General features: G+C 53.2%; 21 protein-coding genes and 3 tRNA genes. 22 read left to right on the top strand and 2 right to left on the bottom strand.

Going from position 1 to position 17,305, the window contains the following annotated elements; genetic code table 11:
• Positions 1-6 precede the first annotated feature (6 nt).
• The 3 genes from GZ1_RS01940 to GZ1_RS01930 are packed head-to-tail and all read left to right on the top strand — an operon-like array spanning position 7 to position 2,688.
• Positions 7-804 carry an SGNH/GDSL hydrolase family protein gene (locus tag GZ1_RS01940; RefSeq protein WP_060787776.1) on the top strand — a complete coding sequence of 266 codons (798 nt, stop codon included), beginning with the start codon at positions 7-9 and terminating at the stop codon, positions 802-804.
• Complete coding sequence (locus tag GZ1_RS01935; protein ID WP_011231138.1) at positions 801-1,715, top strand: ABC transporter ATP-binding protein; 915 nt, start codon at positions 801-803, stop codon at positions 1,713-1,715. The genes GZ1_RS01940 and GZ1_RS01935 overlap by 4 nt, the downstream gene beginning before the upstream one ends.
• Positions 1,708-2,688, top strand: coding sequence for an ABC transporter permease (locus GZ1_RS01930; RefSeq protein WP_060787775.1), 981 nt, complete (start codon positions 1,708-1,710; stop codon positions 2,686-2,688). The genes GZ1_RS01935 and GZ1_RS01930 overlap by 8 nt, the downstream gene beginning before the upstream one ends.
• A gap of 68 nt (positions 2,689-2,756) precedes the next feature.
• Here the strand turns inward: GZ1_RS01930 and GZ1_RS01925 are convergent, their stop codons facing one another.
• Positions 2,757-3,266 carry a hypothetical protein gene (locus tag GZ1_RS01925; protein WP_015374777.1) on the bottom strand — a complete coding sequence of 170 codons (510 nt, stop codon included), beginning with the start codon at positions 3,264-3,266 and terminating at the stop codon, positions 2,757-2,759.
• Positions 3,267-3,392: 126 nt separating this feature from the next.
• On the opposite strand from GZ1_RS01925, the gene GZ1_RS01920 reads away from it, so the two are divergent.
• From GZ1_RS01920 to GZ1_RS01895, 6 genes are all read left to right on the top strand, one after another.
• Positions 3,393-4,448, top strand: a complete 1,056-nt coding sequence (locus tag GZ1_RS01920; protein WP_011231141.1) for an RNA-guided endonuclease TnpB family protein — start codon at positions 3,393-3,395, stop codon at positions 4,446-4,448.
• 330 nt (positions 4,449-4,778) lie between these two features.
• A tRNA-Pro gene (locus GZ1_RS01915) sits at positions 4,779-4,852 on the top strand.
• Between the two features lie 10 nt (positions 4,853-4,862).
• Positions 4,863-4,935, top strand: a tRNA-Ala gene (locus GZ1_RS01910).
• Positions 4,936-4,944: 9 nt separating this feature from the next.
• Positions 4,945-5,034, top strand: a tRNA-Ser gene (locus GZ1_RS01905).
• A 238-nt stretch (positions 5,035-5,272) separates the two neighbouring features.
• A complete protein-coding gene (locus tag GZ1_RS01900) occupies positions 5,273-5,542 on the top strand; it encodes an AbrB/MazE/SpoVT family DNA-binding domain-containing protein (RefSeq protein WP_011231142.1) in 270 nt (89 codons plus the stop codon).
• A complete protein-coding gene (locus tag GZ1_RS01895; protein ID WP_011231143.1) occupies positions 5,542-5,871 on the top strand; it encodes a type II toxin-antitoxin system PemK/MazF family toxin in 330 nt (109 codons plus the stop codon). The genes GZ1_RS01900 and GZ1_RS01895 overlap by 1 nt, the downstream gene beginning before the upstream one ends.
• A 31-nt stretch (positions 5,872-5,902) precedes the next feature.
• Here the strand turns inward: GZ1_RS01895 and GZ1_RS19500 are convergent, their stop codons facing one another.
• Positions 5,903-6,292 (bottom strand): hypothetical protein, encoded by a 390-nt coding sequence (locus tag GZ1_RS19500; protein WP_255211264.1) that lies wholly within the window; start codon positions 6,290-6,292, stop codon positions 5,903-5,905.
• 35 nt (positions 6,293-6,327) lie between these two features.
• Between GZ1_RS19500 and GZ1_RS01890 the strand changes: the two genes are divergently transcribed.
• The 13 genes from GZ1_RS01890 (at position 6,328) to GZ1_RS01830 (ending at position 17,192) form a co-directional block, all read left to right on the top strand.
• Positions 6,328-7,161 carry a pirin family protein gene (locus GZ1_RS01890; RefSeq protein WP_015374778.1) on the top strand — a complete coding sequence of 278 codons (834 nt, stop codon included), beginning with the start codon at positions 6,328-6,330 and terminating at the stop codon, positions 7,159-7,161.
• A 95-nt stretch (positions 7,162-7,256) separates the two neighbouring features.
• Entirely contained in the window at positions 7,257-8,006 is a 750-nt protein-coding gene (gene nfsA / locus GZ1_RS01885) for an oxygen-insensitive NADPH nitroreductase (protein ID WP_015374779.1), read from the top strand.
• 73 nt (positions 8,007-8,079) lie between these two features.
• Positions 8,080-8,823: an NAD-dependent protein deacylase gene (locus GZ1_RS01880; RefSeq protein ID WP_060787774.1), complete on the top strand. Its 744-nt coding sequence runs from the start codon at positions 8,080-8,082 to the stop codon at positions 8,821-8,823.
• A gap of 179 nt (positions 8,824-9,002) precedes the next feature.
• Positions 9,003-10,181, top strand: coding sequence for an acyl-CoA dehydrogenase family protein (locus GZ1_RS01875; protein WP_013145374.1), 1,179 nt, complete (start codon positions 9,003-9,005; stop codon positions 10,179-10,181).
• A gap of 36 nt (positions 10,182-10,217) precedes the next feature.
• A complete protein-coding gene (locus GZ1_RS01870; protein ID WP_013523726.1) occupies positions 10,218-10,982 on the top strand; it encodes a beta-ketoacyl-ACP reductase in 765 nt (254 codons plus the stop codon).
• An 18-nt stretch (positions 10,983-11,000) separates the two neighbouring features.
• Positions 11,001-11,450 (top strand): MaoC family dehydratase N-terminal domain-containing protein, encoded by a 450-nt coding sequence (locus GZ1_RS01865; protein ID WP_060787773.1) that lies wholly within the window; start codon positions 11,001-11,003, stop codon positions 11,448-11,450.
• Entirely contained in the window at positions 11,447-11,851 is a 405-nt protein-coding gene (locus GZ1_RS01860; protein WP_060787772.1) for a MaoC family dehydratase, read from the top strand. Before GZ1_RS01865 ends, GZ1_RS01860 begins: the two co-directional genes overlap by 4 nt.
• Before the next feature lie 94 nt (positions 11,852-11,945).
• Complete coding sequence (locus GZ1_RS01855) at positions 11,946-13,115, top strand: thiolase family protein (protein ID WP_060787771.1); 1,170 nt, start codon at positions 11,946-11,948, stop codon at positions 13,113-13,115.
• Between the two features lie 20 nt (positions 13,116-13,135).
• Positions 13,136-13,762, top strand: coding sequence for a TetR/AcrR family transcriptional regulator (locus tag GZ1_RS01850; RefSeq protein ID WP_060787770.1), 627 nt, complete (start codon positions 13,136-13,138; stop codon positions 13,760-13,762).
• 59 nt (positions 13,763-13,821) lie between these two features.
• Positions 13,822-14,685, top strand: coding sequence for a branched-chain amino acid ABC transporter permease (locus GZ1_RS01845; RefSeq protein ID WP_060787769.1), 864 nt, complete (start codon positions 13,822-13,824; stop codon positions 14,683-14,685).
• On the top strand, positions 14,685-15,725 hold the full coding sequence (locus GZ1_RS01840) for a branched-chain amino acid ABC transporter permease (protein ID WP_015374788.1): 1,041 nt from the start codon (positions 14,685-14,687) through the stop codon (positions 15,723-15,725). The genes GZ1_RS01845 and GZ1_RS01840 overlap by 1 nt, the downstream gene beginning before the upstream one ends.
• Before the next feature lie 2 nt (positions 15,726-15,727).
• On the top strand, positions 15,728-16,492 hold the full coding sequence (locus tag GZ1_RS01835; RefSeq protein WP_060787768.1) for an ABC transporter ATP-binding protein: 765 nt from the start codon (positions 15,728-15,730) through the stop codon (positions 16,490-16,492).
• Positions 16,485-17,192 (top strand): ABC transporter ATP-binding protein, encoded by a 708-nt coding sequence (locus GZ1_RS01830; protein WP_060787767.1) that lies wholly within the window; start codon positions 16,485-16,487, stop codon positions 17,190-17,192. The genes GZ1_RS01835 and GZ1_RS01830 overlap by 8 nt, the downstream gene beginning before the upstream one ends.
• Positions 17,193-17,305 lie beyond the last annotated feature (113 nt).

The raw sequence follows: 17,305 nt of genomic DNA, 5'->3' as shown, positions 1-17,305 counted from the left end.
GGTGGCATGAGACGGAGAGCTGTTTCGTTTCTCATCGTTGTTGCCGCTCTGTCCGGAGCGCTTTGGCTTGGCGGCCTGGCATTGGCGGTGCAAGATCAGTTTTTTGCAACCGCCAAGCCGCCGACGAAAGAACAACGGCCGTCAACGGCTGAAACAAGGCAACATGATGAGAAAATGGATATTGTTGCTCTTGGCGACTCGTTGACGAGAGGAACGGGCGATGAAAGCGGAAAAGGGTATGTCGGCTATATGGTCGATGAGCTTCGCCGGCAAACGGACAAACCGATCCGTGTGACGAACTTGGCCATCCGCGGCCTTCGCTCTGACGGACTGCTTCGCCAGCTTGGCCAGCCTGAGATTCAGCGGCAAGTCGCCATGGCGGATCTTATTGTGATGACCATCGGCGGCAACGACTTGTTTCAAGGCGGGGAAGCGTTGAAACTGGATCGAAAGCAGCTGAATGAGGCGAAACGGCGATATGTAGCCAACCTAGACCGCATTTTCGCCGCGCTGCGCCGCTTCAACAGCGAAGCGGTCATTTTTGCGATCGGTTTGTACAACCCGTTTGGCGATTTAGACGATGCTAAATGGACGTCGGCGGTTGTGCGCGATTGGAATTTTGCATCAGCGGAAGTGGCGGCCCGCTATCCGAACATCGTCGCGGTGCCGACGTTTGATTTGTTTGCCCTCCATGTCAACGACTATTTGTACAGCGACCATTTTCATCCAAACGCGGCAGGCTACAAGCGGATTGGAGAGCGCGTCGCCTCGCTCATCACGTTGACGGAGGAGGGTGAGCAATGACCAAACAGGTGACGTTAGCGGTCAAAGAGCTGCGGAAAACGATTCGTGGCAAGGAAATTATTAAAGGCATTTCGTTTGAGTTGCATGAGGGGGAAGTATTCGGTTTTTTAGGGCCGAACGGCGCGGGAAAAACGACGACGATCCGCATGCTCGTCGGGCTCATTCGGCCGACGTCGGGGACGGTGGCGATTTGCGGGTATGATCTTCACCGCCAGTTTACCGACGCGATCCGCCAGATCGGTTGCATCGTCGAAAACCCAGAAATGTATCCGTATTTAACAGGCTGGGAAAACCTTGAACATTTCGCCCGCATGATGCCGGGAATTGGTGCAGATCGGATCATGGAAGTGGCGAAGCTCGTCGGCCTTGAACAGCGCATCCATGACCGAGTGGGCACGTATTCGCTCGGCATGCGGCAGCGGCTCGGCATCGCTCAGGCGCTGCTTGGAAAGCCGAAGGTGCTCATTTTGGACGAGCCGACCAACGGCCTTGACCCGGCCGGCATTCGCGAAATGCGCGCCTTCATCCGCTTTTTGGCGGAAACGGAAGGGTTGAGCGTCCTTGTTTCATCGCATTTGTTAAGTGAAATTCAATTAATGTGCGACCGCGTCGCCATTATGGCGAAAGGACGGCTCTTGGCCGTGGACACGGTTGAGCGGCTGTTAAACCAACAGGCGCGCGTCGTCTGGAAAGCCGCTCCAACGGATCGGGCGCGGGCGCTGTTAGCGGCGGAAACCGAGGTGTTGCGCGCCGATGAAGAGACGATCGTCACGCCATATGAGCCGTCGAGACTAGCCGCTTGGAACGCCAAGCTTGTCCAAGCCGGCGTCTCGGTTTCGGAAATTGAACCGCGGCTGCCGACGCTCGAGGACTTGTTTATCGAGCTGACAGGGGGCGAAACGATTGAGTAAGCTCGTGTATAATGAAATGTTGAAAATCGTCCGCAAAAAGCGGCTATGGGTGATCGCCGCCATCATTGCGGTGCTCGTCGCCTTGTTTACATACGCCCAATACCGCGAGACGGAAGAGTTGAGAAAACGGCTTGGCACGACCGACTGGCGGACGCAGCTGCAGCAGCAAATCGTCGATTTGCAAAACCGCTTGCAGTCGCCGAGCATGTCGGAGGAATGGCGGAAATACTTGCAAATCCGCCTCAAGCAGCAGCAGTACTACTTAGAGCACAACATTAATCCGTCCGCCCCTGGAGCGCCGACGTTTATGCGCACGTTTATCGAAAACGCCATCGACTTGTTTTTGCCGCTTTTAGTGATGGTGGTTGCGGCCGATTTAGTGTCGTCCGAGGCAAGCGCTGGAACGATCAAGCTGCTTCTCGTTCGGCCGGTGAAGCGGTGGAAAATTTTGTTGAGCAAATATATCGCGTTGCTCCTGTCGGTGTCGCTCATTATGCTGATGGCGGCGGTGCTGTCGTATGCCATCTCCGGACTCGTGTTTGGATATGGCGGCTTCCGTCTGCCGCTATTGACCGGATTTGTCCAGCAAGGAGAGGATCTCAATACAGCGAATGTCCACATGATTCCGCAATGGAAATACATTTTGATCGAGCTCGGGCTGGCAGCGTTTGTGAGCGTTGTCGTCGGCACACTGACGTTTATGTTTTCCGTGCTGCTTAGGAGCACGGCGGCGGTGATGGGCATCATGCTGGCAGCATTGATTTCTGGCGCGATTTTGTCGAACATGGTGTCGTCGTGGCATTCGGCAAAATATTTGTTTATGGTCAATTTGCGGCTGACGGATTACATCAAAGGAGCGGCTCCGCCGATTGAGGGGATGACGCTTGGCTTTTCGATGGCCGTGCTGGCTGTCTGGGGGCTTGCAGGGCTTCTTGTCGCTTTTTTTGTCTTTATGCAGCGAGATGTCTATTGAAAACGGCAGAGCGGCGAAAACCCGAGGGGGTGTTCCCTCGGGTTTTTCAGTGAAAGGGGATGAAATGCCTATCTATTCGGCTGCTTGTCGTGAACGCCGGCGAGTCCAAGCGCGTGATGGCCCCGCAGCAACTGCTCCACGGCCGGCCATTGCTGTTCATCGCAACGGATGAGAAGCACGATCCCATTCGGTATGGAAGAGATCGGCGCATCTTCGCGGTCGGCGAGCAAATACAGCTTGTTCATGTCGACTGAGCCGAGGTAGCTGTCCCAAATGCTGTACATGTAGATGGCCACATAAAACATGAGCCATCGTTCGTCAAGAACGGCTTTTGCCTTTTCAAAATCGCCAAGCAGCGAGTATAATATACCTGTATTGATATGGGCTTTTGTGTTGATAAACAGCTCCCAGAGGATTAACATAAAGGCCGTGGCGTAGCGTTGCTGCATCAAATTGCCGAAACCCGGAAACGAAAAGGAAAAAAAGGCGACGACAAGCGGATGACGCAAATGGAAATGGGTGGTTGTCAATTGCGACAAATGCGCCCGTTTGCGCCGCGCCGGCGGAATGAGTTTCACAAAGCGCCCCCTTTCCTTTACAGATTCGCGAACGAGAAAGCCCACGCTCTTTAGGCGTGGGATGAAAGTGAGTCGTTTTCTTCATATGGAAATGGCATCCTGTCATTGTTGCAAGGAGGTGAATCCATGCCGACCATCACACTAAAGCTGGAGCTGCACAACCCAACGAAAGTCAAACAGGACATGTACGAACGGATGACAGAAGTGAATACCTCGTTTGCCAATTGGCTGTTGAATCATCCCAAGCTGAATCAAGCGACGAGCAAATTATTTAAAGAGTTTTCGTCGCAGCGGTTTCCTTCCGCCGTCGTGAATCAGACGATTCGAGAAGTGAAGTCTCAAAAGAAAAGCCAAAAGGCAAAGAAGTTTCGAACATTCTGGTGCTGCTTTAACAATCAAAACGTGAAGGTGGAAAAGAAAGGAGCGTTCTACACGGTTTCCTTCCCCACACTGGAGAAGCGAATTGGCGTGCCAGTGGTTGCGCGCCCCTACCAAGAAGCGTGGCTGAAGCGGCTGCTCGATGGAACCGTCAAACAAGGGGCCGCCAAACTCTACAAAAAGCGAACGAAATGGTATTTGGCGATCGCGATCACCTTTGAAGTCAAGCCGCGGCACGAAACAAAGGTGATGGGGGTTGACCTTGGGCTTCGCTATCTCGCCGTGGCCAGCGTGGGAACGAAATCGTTGTTTTTCAAAGGGAACCAATGCGCTTTTGTGCGCCGACGCTATGCGGCTTTGCGGCGAACGTTGGGCAAAGAGAAGAAGCTTCATATGATTCGCAAAATCGGCCGTAAAGAATCCCGCTGGATGAAGGACCAAAATCACAAAATCAGCCGTCAAATCGTGAATGTTGCGCTCGCCAACGGTGTTGGCGTGATTCGGATGGAAGCGTTGACGGGGATTCGGAAACGGGCCAAATTGGCCAAAGAAGCGGGGCGAAGCCTTCATTCATGGGCGTTTCATCAACTGCAAACGATGATCGCCTATAAAGCGGAAATGGCGGGCATTCGGGTGGAGTGGGTGGATCCAACCTACACGAGCCAAACGTGTAAATGTGGTTATCGAGAGAAAGCGAACCGAAACGGCATCCACTTCCGATGCCAAAGGTGTGGATACACCCTCCACGCCGACTTGAATGGCGCCATCAACATCGCCAAAGCGATTTCGGGCTTTGTCGCCTAACCTAGCGCACTGGTCACAGGTGCGCCGCCCATGGGGGTACATCCTAACCCGATGGGACGGGGTGATGACACACCCCTGAACTTGGGCGTTGTCTGAACCAGAAATGGATGAGGACGCAAACGACCCAAGAATCCCACGCCCTTTAGGCGTGTGGAGTGTCAAACGGTTGCTGTGTTTTTAGTATAGGAAAAAAGGAGCGGCAGCTACGCAGGTCGTTTCAGAAAAAAGATAAATTTTCGTCCGTTATGGCGAAAAAAGATAAAAAAACTATTGACTTTCCTTTGAGGTTCATATAGAATATAAATTGTCGCAAGGTAAACCAGCTTATGTCGGGAAGTAGCTCAGCTTGGTAGAGCACACGGTTCGGGTCCGTGAGGTCGCAGGTTCAAATCCTGTCTTCCCGATCATTAATTTGGGGCCTTAGCTCAGCTGGGAGAGCGCCTGCCCCGCACGCAGGAGGTCATCGGTTCGAATCCGATAGGCTCCATTTTCATACGGAGGAATACCCAAGTCTGGCTGAAGGGGGCGGTTTCGAAAACCGCTAGGGGTGTCACAGCCCGCGGGGGTTCGAATCCCTCTTCCTCCATTTCTAATATCCGATCCTGTCAAATTGTAAATCATGAAACCCTTGATACGACTGCGTTGGCAGTCGTTTTTCATTTTTTGGGAATCCTTTTGACTTTTCTTCAAATCCTTTAACATGTTCAGCGTCTTATCATCAATCGTAATCGTTCGTTTCGAATCGAAAACACCGTCTCGATGGCATCTTTTTTTTGAATTTATGTATATACTATGTATATACGAAATGAAAGGAGAGAGGTATAATGGAATTAAACAAACAGAAAGGAGTGTCAATCATGACAATAACCGTTCAAAAATGGGGAAACAGCCTTGCGGTTCGTATCCCAAGCGTGATTGCTGAACGTTTAGCGCTTCATCAAGGATCAGAAGTGGAGATGATCGTTGAGAACCAAGCGATCAAGTTGATCCCGAAAAAGAAAAAGCCGACATTGGAGGAACTTTTGGCTAAAATCACGCCGGAAAATCGCCATGCTGAAATTGATTTTGGAACAGAAGGGAATGAATTGTTCTGATGCAAGCGCCGGATCGCGGGGATCTTGTTTACGTCAATTTCAATCCACAAGCAGGGCATGAGCAGGCAGGAAAAAGGCCCGGCATCGTTCTATCACCAAAGCGGTTCAATCAATTGACAGGGTTTGCGGTGCTTTGCCCGATCACCCGGCAACAAAAAGGATATCCATTTGAAGTGGAATTGCCATCAGGCTTGGCCGTTGAAGGCGTGATTTTAACCGATCAGGTCAAAAGTTTAGATTGGCGCGCCCGACAGCTTCAAATAGTAGGACGGGCGCCCAATGAAGTTGTTTCGGATTGCTTGGATCTGATTCATACTTTTCTTTCGTGAAAGGCCATTTATATTGGCCTTTTGTTCACTTTTAGCATACTTTTTGCGTACATTTTTGCCCTTCACGCTCCTTGAGGCGGGAGACTTCCTTCGGATATTTTGTGAAAAAGGCAGAATCGAGCAACGAAAAGAAGGCGGATTGTCCCGCCTTTTTGCATGGATTGACACACTGGAGATTATTTTGCACAAATTTTGCACGTGATGAACGAGCATGTCCATTCATCCTTGAAATATCAATCGTTTTATGGTGGGATTGGAATCCCTCTTCCAACGTCCACCTGCCGAGTGCCGGCAGGTTTTTTGTTTTTTGCGAGCGGTATGGCCGCCATTTTTCAGGCGGATGGCTTGCCTGTTTTTCGTTGAATCCGGTACGATGAAGGGGGGGAGCGGTTTGCCGATTGAGCTGCACTCCTTCCGGCAACGGCCGGGATTGCGCAACATAAGGGAGGAGAGGTTATGGCGATTCAACGCCGCATTCGTCGCGTGAAAACCGTGCAAATGACGACCAACAGCCCGATTCATCAGAGCGGTTCGGTGCTTGAGCCCGGGAACTGGCAAGAGTATGATCCGTTTTTGTTGCTGATGGAAGACATTTTTGAGCGAGGAACGTTTGACGTCCATCCGCACCGCGGCATTGAGACGGTCACGTATGTGATCAGCGGCGAGCTTGAACATTTCGACAGCAAAGCCGGCCACAGCACGCTCGGCCCCGGGGATGTGCAATGGATGACGGCCGGCCGCGGCGTCGTCCATAAGGAAGATCCGGCGCCCGGTTCAACGGTGCACAGCTTGCAACTTTGGGTCAACTTGCCGAGCACGCATAAAATGACCGAGCCGCGCTACCAAAACTTGCGCGCCGAAGAGATGCCGGTGCGAAAAGAGGAAGGAGCGGTGATCCGCGTCTTTTCCGGGTCATCCAAAGGGGTGCAAGCCCCGACGAAGAACATCGTTCCTGTCACGATGGTGGAAATGATTGTCGAACCGGGAACAACGGTCGTGCAAGATTTGCCGGGGCATTACAACGGCTTTTTGTACATTTTAGAAGGGAGCGGCACGTTCGGAGCTGACCATACGGAAGGAAAGGCCGGGCAAGCGCTGTTTTTCAGCCGCCACAACCGCGGCGAGGAAACGGAGCTAAACGCGACCGCCCGCGAAAAACTCCGCCTTCTTCTTTACGCCGGTGAGCCGGTGAACGAACCGGTCGTCGCCTACGGGCCGTTCGTCATGAACACGCCGGAACAAATCCGCGAAGCGATTCGCGATTACCAGGAAGGGCGGTTTGGGCGATAACGGAAGGGAAAGAGCCGATTCGTTGTATGGCTCTTTCTTTTTTGTTATCATGTTCACAAAAAGAAGCCGTTGGGCTGTTCAAGGAGGACATAGTCATGAACCAAGTCATCGAAACGATTCTCCAGCACCGTTCGATCCGCCGTTTTGAAGACCAGCCGCTCACGGACGAACAAATCCGCACGATCGTTGAATGCGCCCAAGCGGCGTCGACATCAAGCTACGTTCAAGCGTACTCCATCATCGGCGTGAAAGATCCGGAGAAAAAACGGAAGCTCGCTGAACTGGCCGGGAATCAATCGTACGTCGAGCATAACGGCCATTTCTTTGTCTTTTGCGCTGATTTTCACCGCCATGAGCTCATTGGCGAGCTAGAAGGAAAAGACGTGCTTCCATCGCTTGAGAGCACGGAAAAGTTTATGGTTGCGCTGATTGACACGGCGCTTGCGGCGCAAAATGCCGCCATTGCCGCGGAGTCGATGGGGCTTGGCATTTGCTATATCGGCGGGCTGCGCAACAACTTGCCGGAAGTATGTGCGCTGCTAAATGTGCCGAAGCGGGTCATTCCGCTGTTTGGGCTTGCCGTCGGCTATCCTGCACAAACGCCGGATCAAAAGCCGCGGTTGCCGTTTGAACACGTTTATCACGAGGACGAATACGACCAAGACCGGGCGCGATTCATCGCGCAGCTGCAGCGCTACAATGAAACCGTTTCTACCTATTATGAACAACGGACAAACGGCCGCCGCCGCGACACATGGACCGGGCAGATGGCCGATATGCTCAGCCGCCAAGTCCGGATGTACATGAAGGAGTTTGTGGAAGGGAAAGGGTTCAATTTACGGTAGCCTCGCTGCAGGCGGGAGCCCCCAGCTCCCATTCCCGAAGTCCAAGAGGTTCGTAAGAAAGGAGAGAACGAGAGTGGACAAAATCCGGCAACTGGCGCAATGGATCAAAGAGGCGAATACAATCGCCGTCCTGACCGGGGCCGGGATGAGCACGGAGTCCGGCATTCCTGATTTTCGCAGCGAAAACGGCCTTTACGCCCAAGAGGACCATGTCGAATATTATTTGTCAGAGCATTATTACAAAAAAGATCCGGCTGATTTTTGGCGTCGATTCAAGCGGATGTTTTCATTAAAAATGATGGGCGGCTTTGCCCCGAATGATGGGCATCGGTTTCTCCGTTGGCTTGAGGAGATGGGCAAGACGGTGACGATTTTGACGCAAAATATTGACGGGCTGCATACAAAAGCAGGGAGCACGAATGTCATTGAGCTGCACGGCACGTTGCAGACGGCGACATGCCCGTCATGCGGCAACAAGTATGATCTGTCGTTTATCAACCGTCACGAGGTGCCGCGCTGTGAAAAGTGCCAGACGATTGTCAAACCGGATGTCGTTTTGTTTGGCGGGCTCGTGCCGCGCATGGAAGAAGCGTTTGCTGCGGCGGCCGCCAGCGACTTGCTTCTGGCGATGGGAACAAGTTTGGAAGTGGCGCCCGTGAATCAAATCCCGTTTTATGTCGCCGCCGAATCGCCGGCAACAAGGAAAGTATTGATCAACAAAACAGCGACAAGAATGGACGGGATGTTTGACCTTGTCATTTATGGCGGAATCGGGAAAACGGTCGCTAGCGTGCGCAAGCAAATACAGGCGGAATAGATCGATAGATTCCATGCCAACGGGAGAACGCATATGGCGTTTTCCCGTTGGACGAAAATCAAAAAAGGTATTGTACTTTTCAGAACATTCGAATATAATAAAGATAACATACCAACCGGTTGGTATTTTGATGAGTGGAGCCGAGCATAAAGGCGTAACGGAAAAGGGAGGGGACCATCATGTATTTGCGCTTAACGGACGAGCAGCGCATGGTGCAAAAAGCGATCCGCAAGTTTGTGGAAAAAGAGTTAATGCCGCTTGAAAACGAAGTGTTGCGCAATGAGCGGGAAGGAAAGCCCGGGCTTGCGCCGGAGAAATTGAAAGAATTGCAATTAAAAGCGAAAGAAGCGGGTTTTTGGGGGATCAACACGCCGGAGGAATACGGCGGCGCGAATTTGGGCCACGTCATGCAGGCGATCGTCCTAATGGAAGTGTCGAAAACGCTCGTTCCGTTCCAGTTTGGCGGATCGGCGGACAACATTTTGTATTACGCGAATGAAGAACAAAAGAAAAAATATTTGATCCCGACGATCAACGGCGAGAAAAAATCGTGCTTTGCCATGACCGAGCCGGGAGCAGGATCAGATACGCGCAACATTAAAATGACGGCGGTGAAAGACGGCGACGAGTGGGTGTTAAACGGGGAGAAGACATTCATTACCGGCGGCAATGAAGCCGATTTCGTCATGGTCATCGCCATCACCGACAAAGAGCGTCACCAAGCTTCGAACGGGCGTGAAGGGGTGACGTGTTTTATCGTCGACCGCGAGATGGGCTGGCGTTCGGAACCGATACATACGATGGGACCTTCCACTCCAGCCAGCTTGATTTTCGAAAACGTGCGCGTGCCGGAAGAAAACATTTTAGGCGAGCTGCATCACGGCTATAAGCTTGGGCTTGAGTGGATCGGCTACGCCCGCTGGGTCGTAGGCGCTCGTGCGGTCGGAGCGGCCGAGCGGCTTTTGCAAATGGCCATTGACTACGCGAAGGAGCGTGTCACATTCGGCAAACCGATCGCCGAGCGGCAGGCGATCCAATGGATGATTGCCGATTCGGCGGTAGAAATCGAAGCGGCGAAATGGCTTGTGTTAAACGCGGCCTTTACGCTTGACCAAGGGGAGGACAACCGCCATTTAGCCTCGATGGCGAAGCTGTTTGGCGCGAACATGGGCAACCGCGTCGTCGACCGCGTCATGCAAATCCACGGCGGCATGGGCTACACGAAAGAAATGCCGATCGAGCGCTGGTATCGTGAAGCGAGATTGTGGCGCATTTACGACGGCACGGATGAAATTCAGCGCCTCATTATCGCCCGCAATTTGATCAAAGGGCACGTCAAGCTTGGACAGTTCATCTAAAAAAATGAAAGCGTTATCGAAAGGGAGGAGAACACGATGAGCCAACGGTTTGCAGGAAGAGTGGCGTTTGTGACCGGAGGAAGCCGCGGCATTGGCAAGGCGATTGTCACCCGCTTCGCGGAAGAAGGAGCGAAAGTGGCGTTCATTGATTTAAACGCAGAAGCCCTTGAAGCGACGGCTGCCGAGCTGCGGGAAAAAGGGTATGACGTTTACGCCAAGGTGGCGAGCGTCACCGACCGCGAACAAGTAGAAGCGACGATCCAAGAAGTGGTCGATCGGTTCGGCTCGCTCGATATTCTCGTCAACAACGCCGGCGTCATCCGCGACAACTTGCTGTTTAAAATGACCGATGACGACTGGCAAACGGTGATGGACGTCCATTTAAAAGGCGCGTTTTATTGCGCCCGCGCCGCGCAAAAATATATGGTCGAAAAAGGGTACGGGCGCATCATCAACATTTCGTCGACATCCGCGCTCGGCAACCGCGGCCAGGCGAACTATTCGGCGGCGAAAGCCGGCATCCAAGGATTTACGAAAACGCTGGCGATTGAGCTTGGCAAATTCGGCATCACGACGAATGCCGTCGCCCCTGGGTTTATTGAAACCGATATGACGAAAGCGACCGCCGAGCGGCTTGGCATTTCGTTTGAGCAGCTCATCCAAGCGAGCGTCGCCAACATCCCGGTCGGGCGCAGCGGCCGTCCGGAAGACATTGCTCATGCGGTCGCCTTTTTCGCCGACGAACGGTCATCGTTTGTCAACGGCCAAGTGCTGTATGTCGCCGGCGGTCCGAAATGCTGAAAACGAGGAGGACGGGGCATGTACCAACATGACATCGGGAAACGGTCAGCGAAAGTGAAAAATGTCGTTGAGCGCGGAGCGGTGAAAAAGTTTGCTGAGGCGATCGGCGATCGGAACCCGATTTATTGGGACGAAGAGACGGGGAAACGGTCGCGCTACGGGCGCAACATTGCGCCGCCGACGTTTCCGCGCGTGTTTGACTACGGCGTCATTGAAGGGCTGAAATTGCCGTCCAAAGGGCTCATCCATGGCGAACAGCACTTCCATTATGAGCGCCCGTTGTTTGTCGGCGAAGAGCTGTACTGCTATGCGGAAGTAAAAGATTACTTTGAAAAGCAAAGCAGCATGGGCCTGCTCGGTTTTTTAGTAATCGCCAACAACGGCGAAGACCCTGATGGGAATCTCGTTTTTACTTCGACCTCGACGATCATTATCAACGAGGCGGTTAGAAAGGCGATGAGCGTATGACGAGCATCCGCAAATGGCAAGTCGGAGAGTCGCTTCCCGAAGTAACGCTCGCACCGGTGTCCCGGCTCGATTTAATCAAATACGCCGGCGCATCAGGCGACTACAACCCGATTCATACGATCGATGAAGAGGCGAAAAAAGCCGGCCTGCCGGGCATTATCGCCCACGGCATGTGGACGATGGGCAATCTCGCAAAGCTGTTTACGCCGTACTATGAAGAAGGATTTGTCCAAGACTATTTCGTCCGCTTCCAGTCGATGGTGTTTTTGAACGATGTCATCACCTTAAAAGCAACGGTGAAGGAAAAAGACGAGAAAGCGATCCGCTTTGCCGTCGCCGCCGTCAACCAGCATGGAAAAGAAGTCGTCAAAGGTGAAGCGGTCTTTGCGCTTTACGAGTGAAAAAGACGGGCGGCCCCAAAGCTGAAGCCGTAAGCGGGGCGAGGGGCCAGCCCGTTTGCGGGGATGTGTTCACAACGAACAAGGGGGAATGACGATGAAACGGGATGCCGTCATTGTGTCGGCCGTACGGACGGCCATTGCCCGCCAAGGAGGCGCTTTGGCGACGTTGCCGGCGCATATTTACGGTGCGGAAGTGATCAAAGAAGCGATGCGGCGGGCGAATATCGGCCCGGAGCATGTCGATGATGTCATTATGGGCAACGTCCTAAGCGGCGGCGGCAACATCGCCCGACTGACGGCGCTGCAAACCGGCTTATCTCTAGAGTTGACAGGTTTGACCGTTGACCGCCAATGCGGTTCGGGCATTAACGCTGTGGCGTTGGCGGCGCAGGCCATTTGGGCCGGCGACGGGGACGTCTATATCGCCGGCGGTGTGGAAAGCATGAGCCGCGCACCGTATTTGATGGACCGCCCGGAAAAACCGTACAGCTCAACACCTCCCAGCTTCCGCAAGTCGCAGCTGTCGCCAAAAGAGATTGGCGACCCGCCGATGGGCATTACGGCGGAGAATTTGGCGAAAAAGTACGGCATCAGCCGTGAAGAACAAGACGCGTTTGCCTTGCGCAGCCAGCAGCGCATGGCGCGCGCCATGCAGGAAGGGCGGTTTGACGAACAAATCGTGCCGATCACCGTTCCGGTGAAAAAAGGCGAGCCGTTCGTCTTCGATACGGATGAACATCCGCGCCCGAACACGACGATGGAAGCGCTGTCGAAGCTGCCGCCGGCATTTTTGGAAGGGGGAACGGTGACGGCCGGAAACAGCTCAGGGCTGAACGATGCCGCCTCCGCGCTCGTCATCATGTCGCGGGAAAAAGCAGAGGAGCTTGGCGTAAAGCCGCTTGCCGTCATCCGCGCCCATGCGGTTGCCGGGGTCGACCCGAACATCATGGGCATCGGCCCGGTGCCGGCGACAAGAAAAGTGCTCGAAAAAGTCGGGCTTACGCTCGATGATATGGACATCATCGAAATCAATGAAGCTTTCGCCGCCCAGGTGATCGCCTGCGACCGTGAGCTTGAGATGGATCCCGAAAAAGTGAACATAAACGGCGGCGCCATTGCCCACGGCCATCCGCTTGGCGCGACGGGAGCGATTTTGATCACAAAAGCGGTGTATGAACTGAAGCGCCGTGGAGGGAAATACGCGCTCATTACCGCGTGCATCGGCGGCGGCCAAGGCATTGCGACGATTATTGAACGAGAATGAGGCAACGGAGACTATAGGGAATGAAAGACAAGCTAAGAGAAGCCGCCATTGAGTTGTTCGAACGCAAAGGATTCAAAGAAACGTCGGTGCAGGAAATCGTCGAAGCGATCGGGGCAACGAAGGGGGCCTTTTACTACTATTACAAAAGCAAAGAGGAGTTGCTATGTGATATTTGTGTTTCCTATCTGGACGATTTGCTTCGGCAGCAAGCCTGCATTGTCCAAGAGCCCGAGAAAAGCTGCACGGAGAAATTGCGGGCCATCGTCCATATGGTCATCTGCAATATCCGCACACGGAAGAAAAGCGCCCGCATTTTCTTCCGCGAAATGCGGCATTTGGCTGATGACCATTTGGCGGAAATCCGCGCCAAGCGGCGGTTGTTTCGCAAGCGGTATGAACAGCTGGTTCGAGAAGGGATCGCTCGCGGGGAATTCAAGCCATCGCTTCATGCAGAAATGATTACGTTTGGCCTGCTTGGCATCACCAACTGGAGCTATTATTGGTTCCGGCCTGACGAAGGCATCTCTGAAGAAGAACTGACGGACATTTTCGTTGATTTCATTTTGCACGGCATAAAGGCGCCAAGAGCTGGAGAAAGCGGTCGAAATGAGGCGGAGCCAGGCAATTCGGGCGGTCAGACCGAATGAAAGATCGGCCGCGCCGCTTTGATGGTCTGGCTAAACGGCACACAAAAAGGGGGATCGGGATGGAGCTATTCATCCAGCAGCTGTTAAACGGGCTGACAGTTGGAAGCGTTTACAGTCTTGTCGCGTTAGGTTTGACGCTTGTTTACGGCATTTTGCACATTCCAAACTTTGCCCACGGCGCGTTATATATGATGGGTGGTTATGTCACGCTCACTGCGATGACGAAAGCCGGGCTGCCGTACGGGTTGGCCGTTGTCGTGTCGATGGCCGCGGTCGGGATGCTCGGTGTATTGATGGAACGGCTTGTGTTTTATCCGCTTCGCGACGCACCGCCGCTCCATGACAAAATTGCGGCGATTGGCATTTTGTTGTTTTTGGAGGCATTCGCCCAGTTCGTCTGGGGGGCGGACTACCAGACGATGCCGACCCCATACGGCGACGTTGTCAGCATTTTCGGCTTGACCTTGACGGTTCAACGCATCCTCATCATCGCATCCGCTGTCATCATCATGATCTTGCTTTACCTCTTCTTGAAAAAGACGTTCATCGGGGCTTCCATCATCGCGATGGCGCAAAACCGCGAAGGGGCGAATTTGGTCGGCATTAACACGAATAAAGTCGCCATGCTGACGTTTTTCCTTTCCGGCAGTTTGGCAGCGCTCGCCGCGTCGCTCGCTTCGCCGATCAACCTCGTGTTTCCCGGCATGGGCCATCTTGTCATCTTGAAAGCGTTTGTCATCATCATTCTCGGCGGCATGGGAAGCATTCCCGGCGCCATTGTCGGCGGCTATATTTTAGGATTCAGCGAGAGCTTGGGGGCGACATATGTGTCGAATGACTACAAGGACATTATCGCCTTCGCCATTCTCGTCATCATTTTAACAGTCAAACCGAACGGACTGTTTGCCAAGGAGGGACGTTGATGGCCATTTTGGAAAAACGACGCCTATGGCTCGCTGCCCTCATCGCTGCGGCGATTCTCTTTCCGCTTTTCGTCGCCAACGGCTATTACGTGCATATGATGACCATTTCCTTTATTTGGATGATTGCGGTGTACGGATTGAACTTGTTTGCCGGCTATACGGGGTATTTGTCGCTTGCCCACGCTGGATTTTTTGCGATCGGCGCGTATACGCTCGGCATTTTGACGGTAAAAGCCGGCTGGCCGTTTTGGCTTGCTTTTGCCGCAGCGTGTTTGCTGACGACGTTGATCGGCGTTTTCGTCGGACTTGTCGCCTTGCGAACGAAAGAACACTTTTTCGCCATTTATACACTTTGCGTCGGCTACATCATCTATTTGATCATTGACAAATGGGACAGTTTAACCGGCGGAGTGCGCGGGTTTATCGGCATTCCGGCGCCGGCTGACATCGGCCCGCTCTCGTTTCAAACACCTGTTGCCCAATATTATTTGGTGTTGTTTTTCTTGCTTGTCGTTGTTTGGATCATGCATCGCCTTGTTTATTCGCTGACGGGGAGGACGTACATTGCCATTCGCAACAGCGAGGAGCTCGCCTTGACGCTTGGCATTTCGACGATGAAAAACAAGCTCGCCTCATTTGTTCTCTCGGTCTTTTTTACATCGCTGGCCGGGGCGCTGTATGCGTCGTTCATCCGTTTTCTCGGCCCAGACATTGCGTACGTCAGCGTCATGTTTGACTTTTTAACGTATTTGCTTGTCGGCGGGATCGGCACGCTCGCCGGACCGGTCGTCGGCACGCTCTTGGTTACATTTTTGTCCCAGCAGCTGCAGTTTTTGCAAGATTATCGGATGTTGATTTTCGGACCTGTCTTGACGCTGCTCATCATTTTTTACCCTCATGGCATTGCTGGGGGGATCATCCGTTTGAAAGCGAAGCGGAGCGAAGCGCGCCGCCTTCAGCTGGAAGCAACACAAGCGTCCGCGGAACTGGCCGCTGCCTCGCGCCAAGAGCGGAGCGAACGATATGCCAAGGAGGGCTGAACATGTTTTTGCATGTCGAGCGATTGACGAAACGATTTGGCGGGCTTCTGGCGGTCAACGATGTCACGTTTTCTGTTGAACAAGGGAAGATCAACGCAATCATTGGCCCGAACGGCGCCGGCAAGTCGACGTTTTTCAATCTCATCAGCGGCTTGCATCGGCCGACGTCGGGGACGATTACGTTCAAAGGGCGCGATATTACCCGCCTGCCGGCAAACGAACGGGCGAAGCTCGGCATCGCCCGCACGTTTCAAACGACTCACTTGTTTGAACAGGCGACGGTGATGGACAACGTTATCATCGGTCATCGCCTCCGCACGTCATCCAACTTATTTGATGCCATTTTGCGCACGAAACGGCACCGCCGCGAGGAACAGGCATGCAAAGAAAAGGCGATGGAAGTGCTTGACTTTGTCGGTCTAACCCATGTGGCGGATCGGATGGTGGCCAATTTGTCGCAGGAACAGAAAAAGCGGGCGGCGTTTGCGCTGGCCTTGGCGACCGATCCGGAGCTCGTTTTGCTTGATGAACCAGCAGCCGGCATCAACCCGGATGAAACGGAAGGGCTTGAGGAATTGATCGTCAATATGGTGCAAAGGGGCCTGACTGTTTGCTTGATTGAGCACAAAATGTCGATGATTATGAAAATCGCCGACCGCATTATGGTGTTGAACTATGGAGAGAAAATTGCAGAAGGAACGCCGGAGGAAGTGAAAAACAACGAGGCGGTCATTCAAGCGTACTTAGGAGGGAGCGCCATTGCTTGAAGTTGCGAACGTATCGGTCCGCTATGGGAGTTTTGCCGCCATTCGCGATGTGACGTTTTCCGTCAAGCGAGGAGAGATTGCGGTTTTGCTCGGTGCCAATGGAGCAGGAAAAAGTACATTGTTCCGCACGATCAGCGGACTGCACAAACCTGTGCAAGGGGAAATCCGCCTCAACGGTGAGCGCATCGACTCGCTTCCGCCTGATCGCATCGTCGGGCGCGGCGTCGTGCAATGCGCAGAAGGGCGCAAACTGTTTTCTCGCATGAGCGTATACGAAAACTTGCTGATGGGCGCTTACGTTCATCGAAAGGATAAAGATGGCATCCGCCGGTCGTTGGAATACGTATATGAATTATTTCCCATCTTGCGGGAAAAGCGCAATGAGCCGGCCGGGTCGTTAAGCGGCGGCCAGCAGCAAATGCTTGCCATCGGCCGTGCCTTAATGTCGCGTCCTGCGGTGCTCTTGCTTGATGAACCGTCGGTTGGACTCGCTCCGCTCATTGTCGAGCAAATGTTTGCGACGATTAAACAAATCAATCAGGAAGGGACGACGATTTTGCTCGCCGAACAAAACGCCCATGCGGCGTTGTCCATCGCTCATCACGGCTATGTGTTTGAAAATGGAACGATCGTTGCTTCAGGAACAGCGGAGGAGCTGCTCGCCAACGACGATGTCCGCAAGGCGTACATTGGCGGATAATCGACTCCATCTTCTTCAGCAACGAAAGCAAGGAGAAGAGATGGCACTGAAAGGAGATGAATAACGGGCGCGCTGAATATTATCTAAATATTCTAAATAATAAATCATCAATA

It is taken from the genome of Geobacillus zalihae NBRC 101842, assembly GCF_001544135.1.
Lineage (GTDB): Bacteria > Bacillota > Bacilli > Bacillales > Anoxybacillaceae > Geobacillus > Geobacillus zalihae.
Note: the sequence above shows the minus strand (reverse complement) of the source record. Positions and strands in the feature narration are given on the sequence as shown.

Bases quoted from the DNA above. Each gene is read 5' to 3' on its own strand.
- GZ1_RS01940 (WP_060787776.1), top strand. From the start codon at position 7: ATGAGACGGAGAGCTGTTTCGTTTCTCATCGTTGTTGCCGCTCTGTCC.
- GZ1_RS01935 (WP_011231138.1), top strand. From the start codon at position 801: ATGACCAAACAGGTGACGTTAGCGGTCAAAGAGCTGCGGAAAACGATT.
- GZ1_RS01920 (WP_011231141.1), top strand. From the start codon at position 3,393: ATGCCGACCATCACACTAAAGCTGGAGCTGCACAACCCAACGAAAGTC.
- GZ1_RS01900 (WP_011231142.1), top strand. From the start codon at position 5,273: ATGGAATTAAACAAACAGAAAGGAGTGTCAATCATGACAATAACCGTT.
- GZ1_RS01895 (WP_011231143.1), top strand. From the start codon at position 5,542: ATGCAAGCGCCGGATCGCGGGGATCTTGTTTACGTCAATTTCAATCCA.
- GZ1_RS01890 (WP_015374778.1), top strand. From the start codon at position 6,328: ATGGCGATTCAACGCCGCATTCGTCGCGTGAAAACCGTGCAAATGACG.
- nfsA (WP_015374779.1), top strand. From the start codon at position 7,257: ATGAACCAAGTCATCGAAACGATTCTCCAGCACCGTTCGATCCGCCGT.
- GZ1_RS01875 (WP_013145374.1), top strand. From the start codon at position 9,003: ATGTATTTGCGCTTAACGGACGAGCAGCGCATGGTGCAAAAAGCGATC.
- GZ1_RS01870 (WP_013523726.1), top strand. From the start codon at position 10,218: ATGAGCCAACGGTTTGCAGGAAGAGTGGCGTTTGTGACCGGAGGAAGC.
- GZ1_RS01865 (WP_060787773.1), top strand. From the start codon at position 11,001: ATGTACCAACATGACATCGGGAAACGGTCAGCGAAAGTGAAAAATGTC.
- GZ1_RS01860 (WP_060787772.1), top strand. From the start codon at position 11,447: ATGACGAGCATCCGCAAATGGCAAGTCGGAGAGTCGCTTCCCGAAGTA.
- GZ1_RS01855 (WP_060787771.1), top strand. From the start codon at position 11,946: ATGAAACGGGATGCCGTCATTGTGTCGGCCGTACGGACGGCCATTGCC.
- GZ1_RS01850 (WP_060787770.1), top strand. From the start codon at position 13,136: ATGAAAGACAAGCTAAGAGAAGCCGCCATTGAGTTGTTCGAACGCAAA.
- GZ1_RS01845 (WP_060787769.1), top strand. From the start codon at position 13,822: ATGGAGCTATTCATCCAGCAGCTGTTAAACGGGCTGACAGTTGGAAGC.
- GZ1_RS01840 (WP_015374788.1), top strand. From the start codon at position 14,685: ATGGCCATTTTGGAAAAACGACGCCTATGGCTCGCTGCCCTCATCGCT.
- GZ1_RS01835 (WP_060787768.1), top strand. From the start codon at position 15,728: ATGTTTTTGCATGTCGAGCGATTGACGAAACGATTTGGCGGGCTTCTG.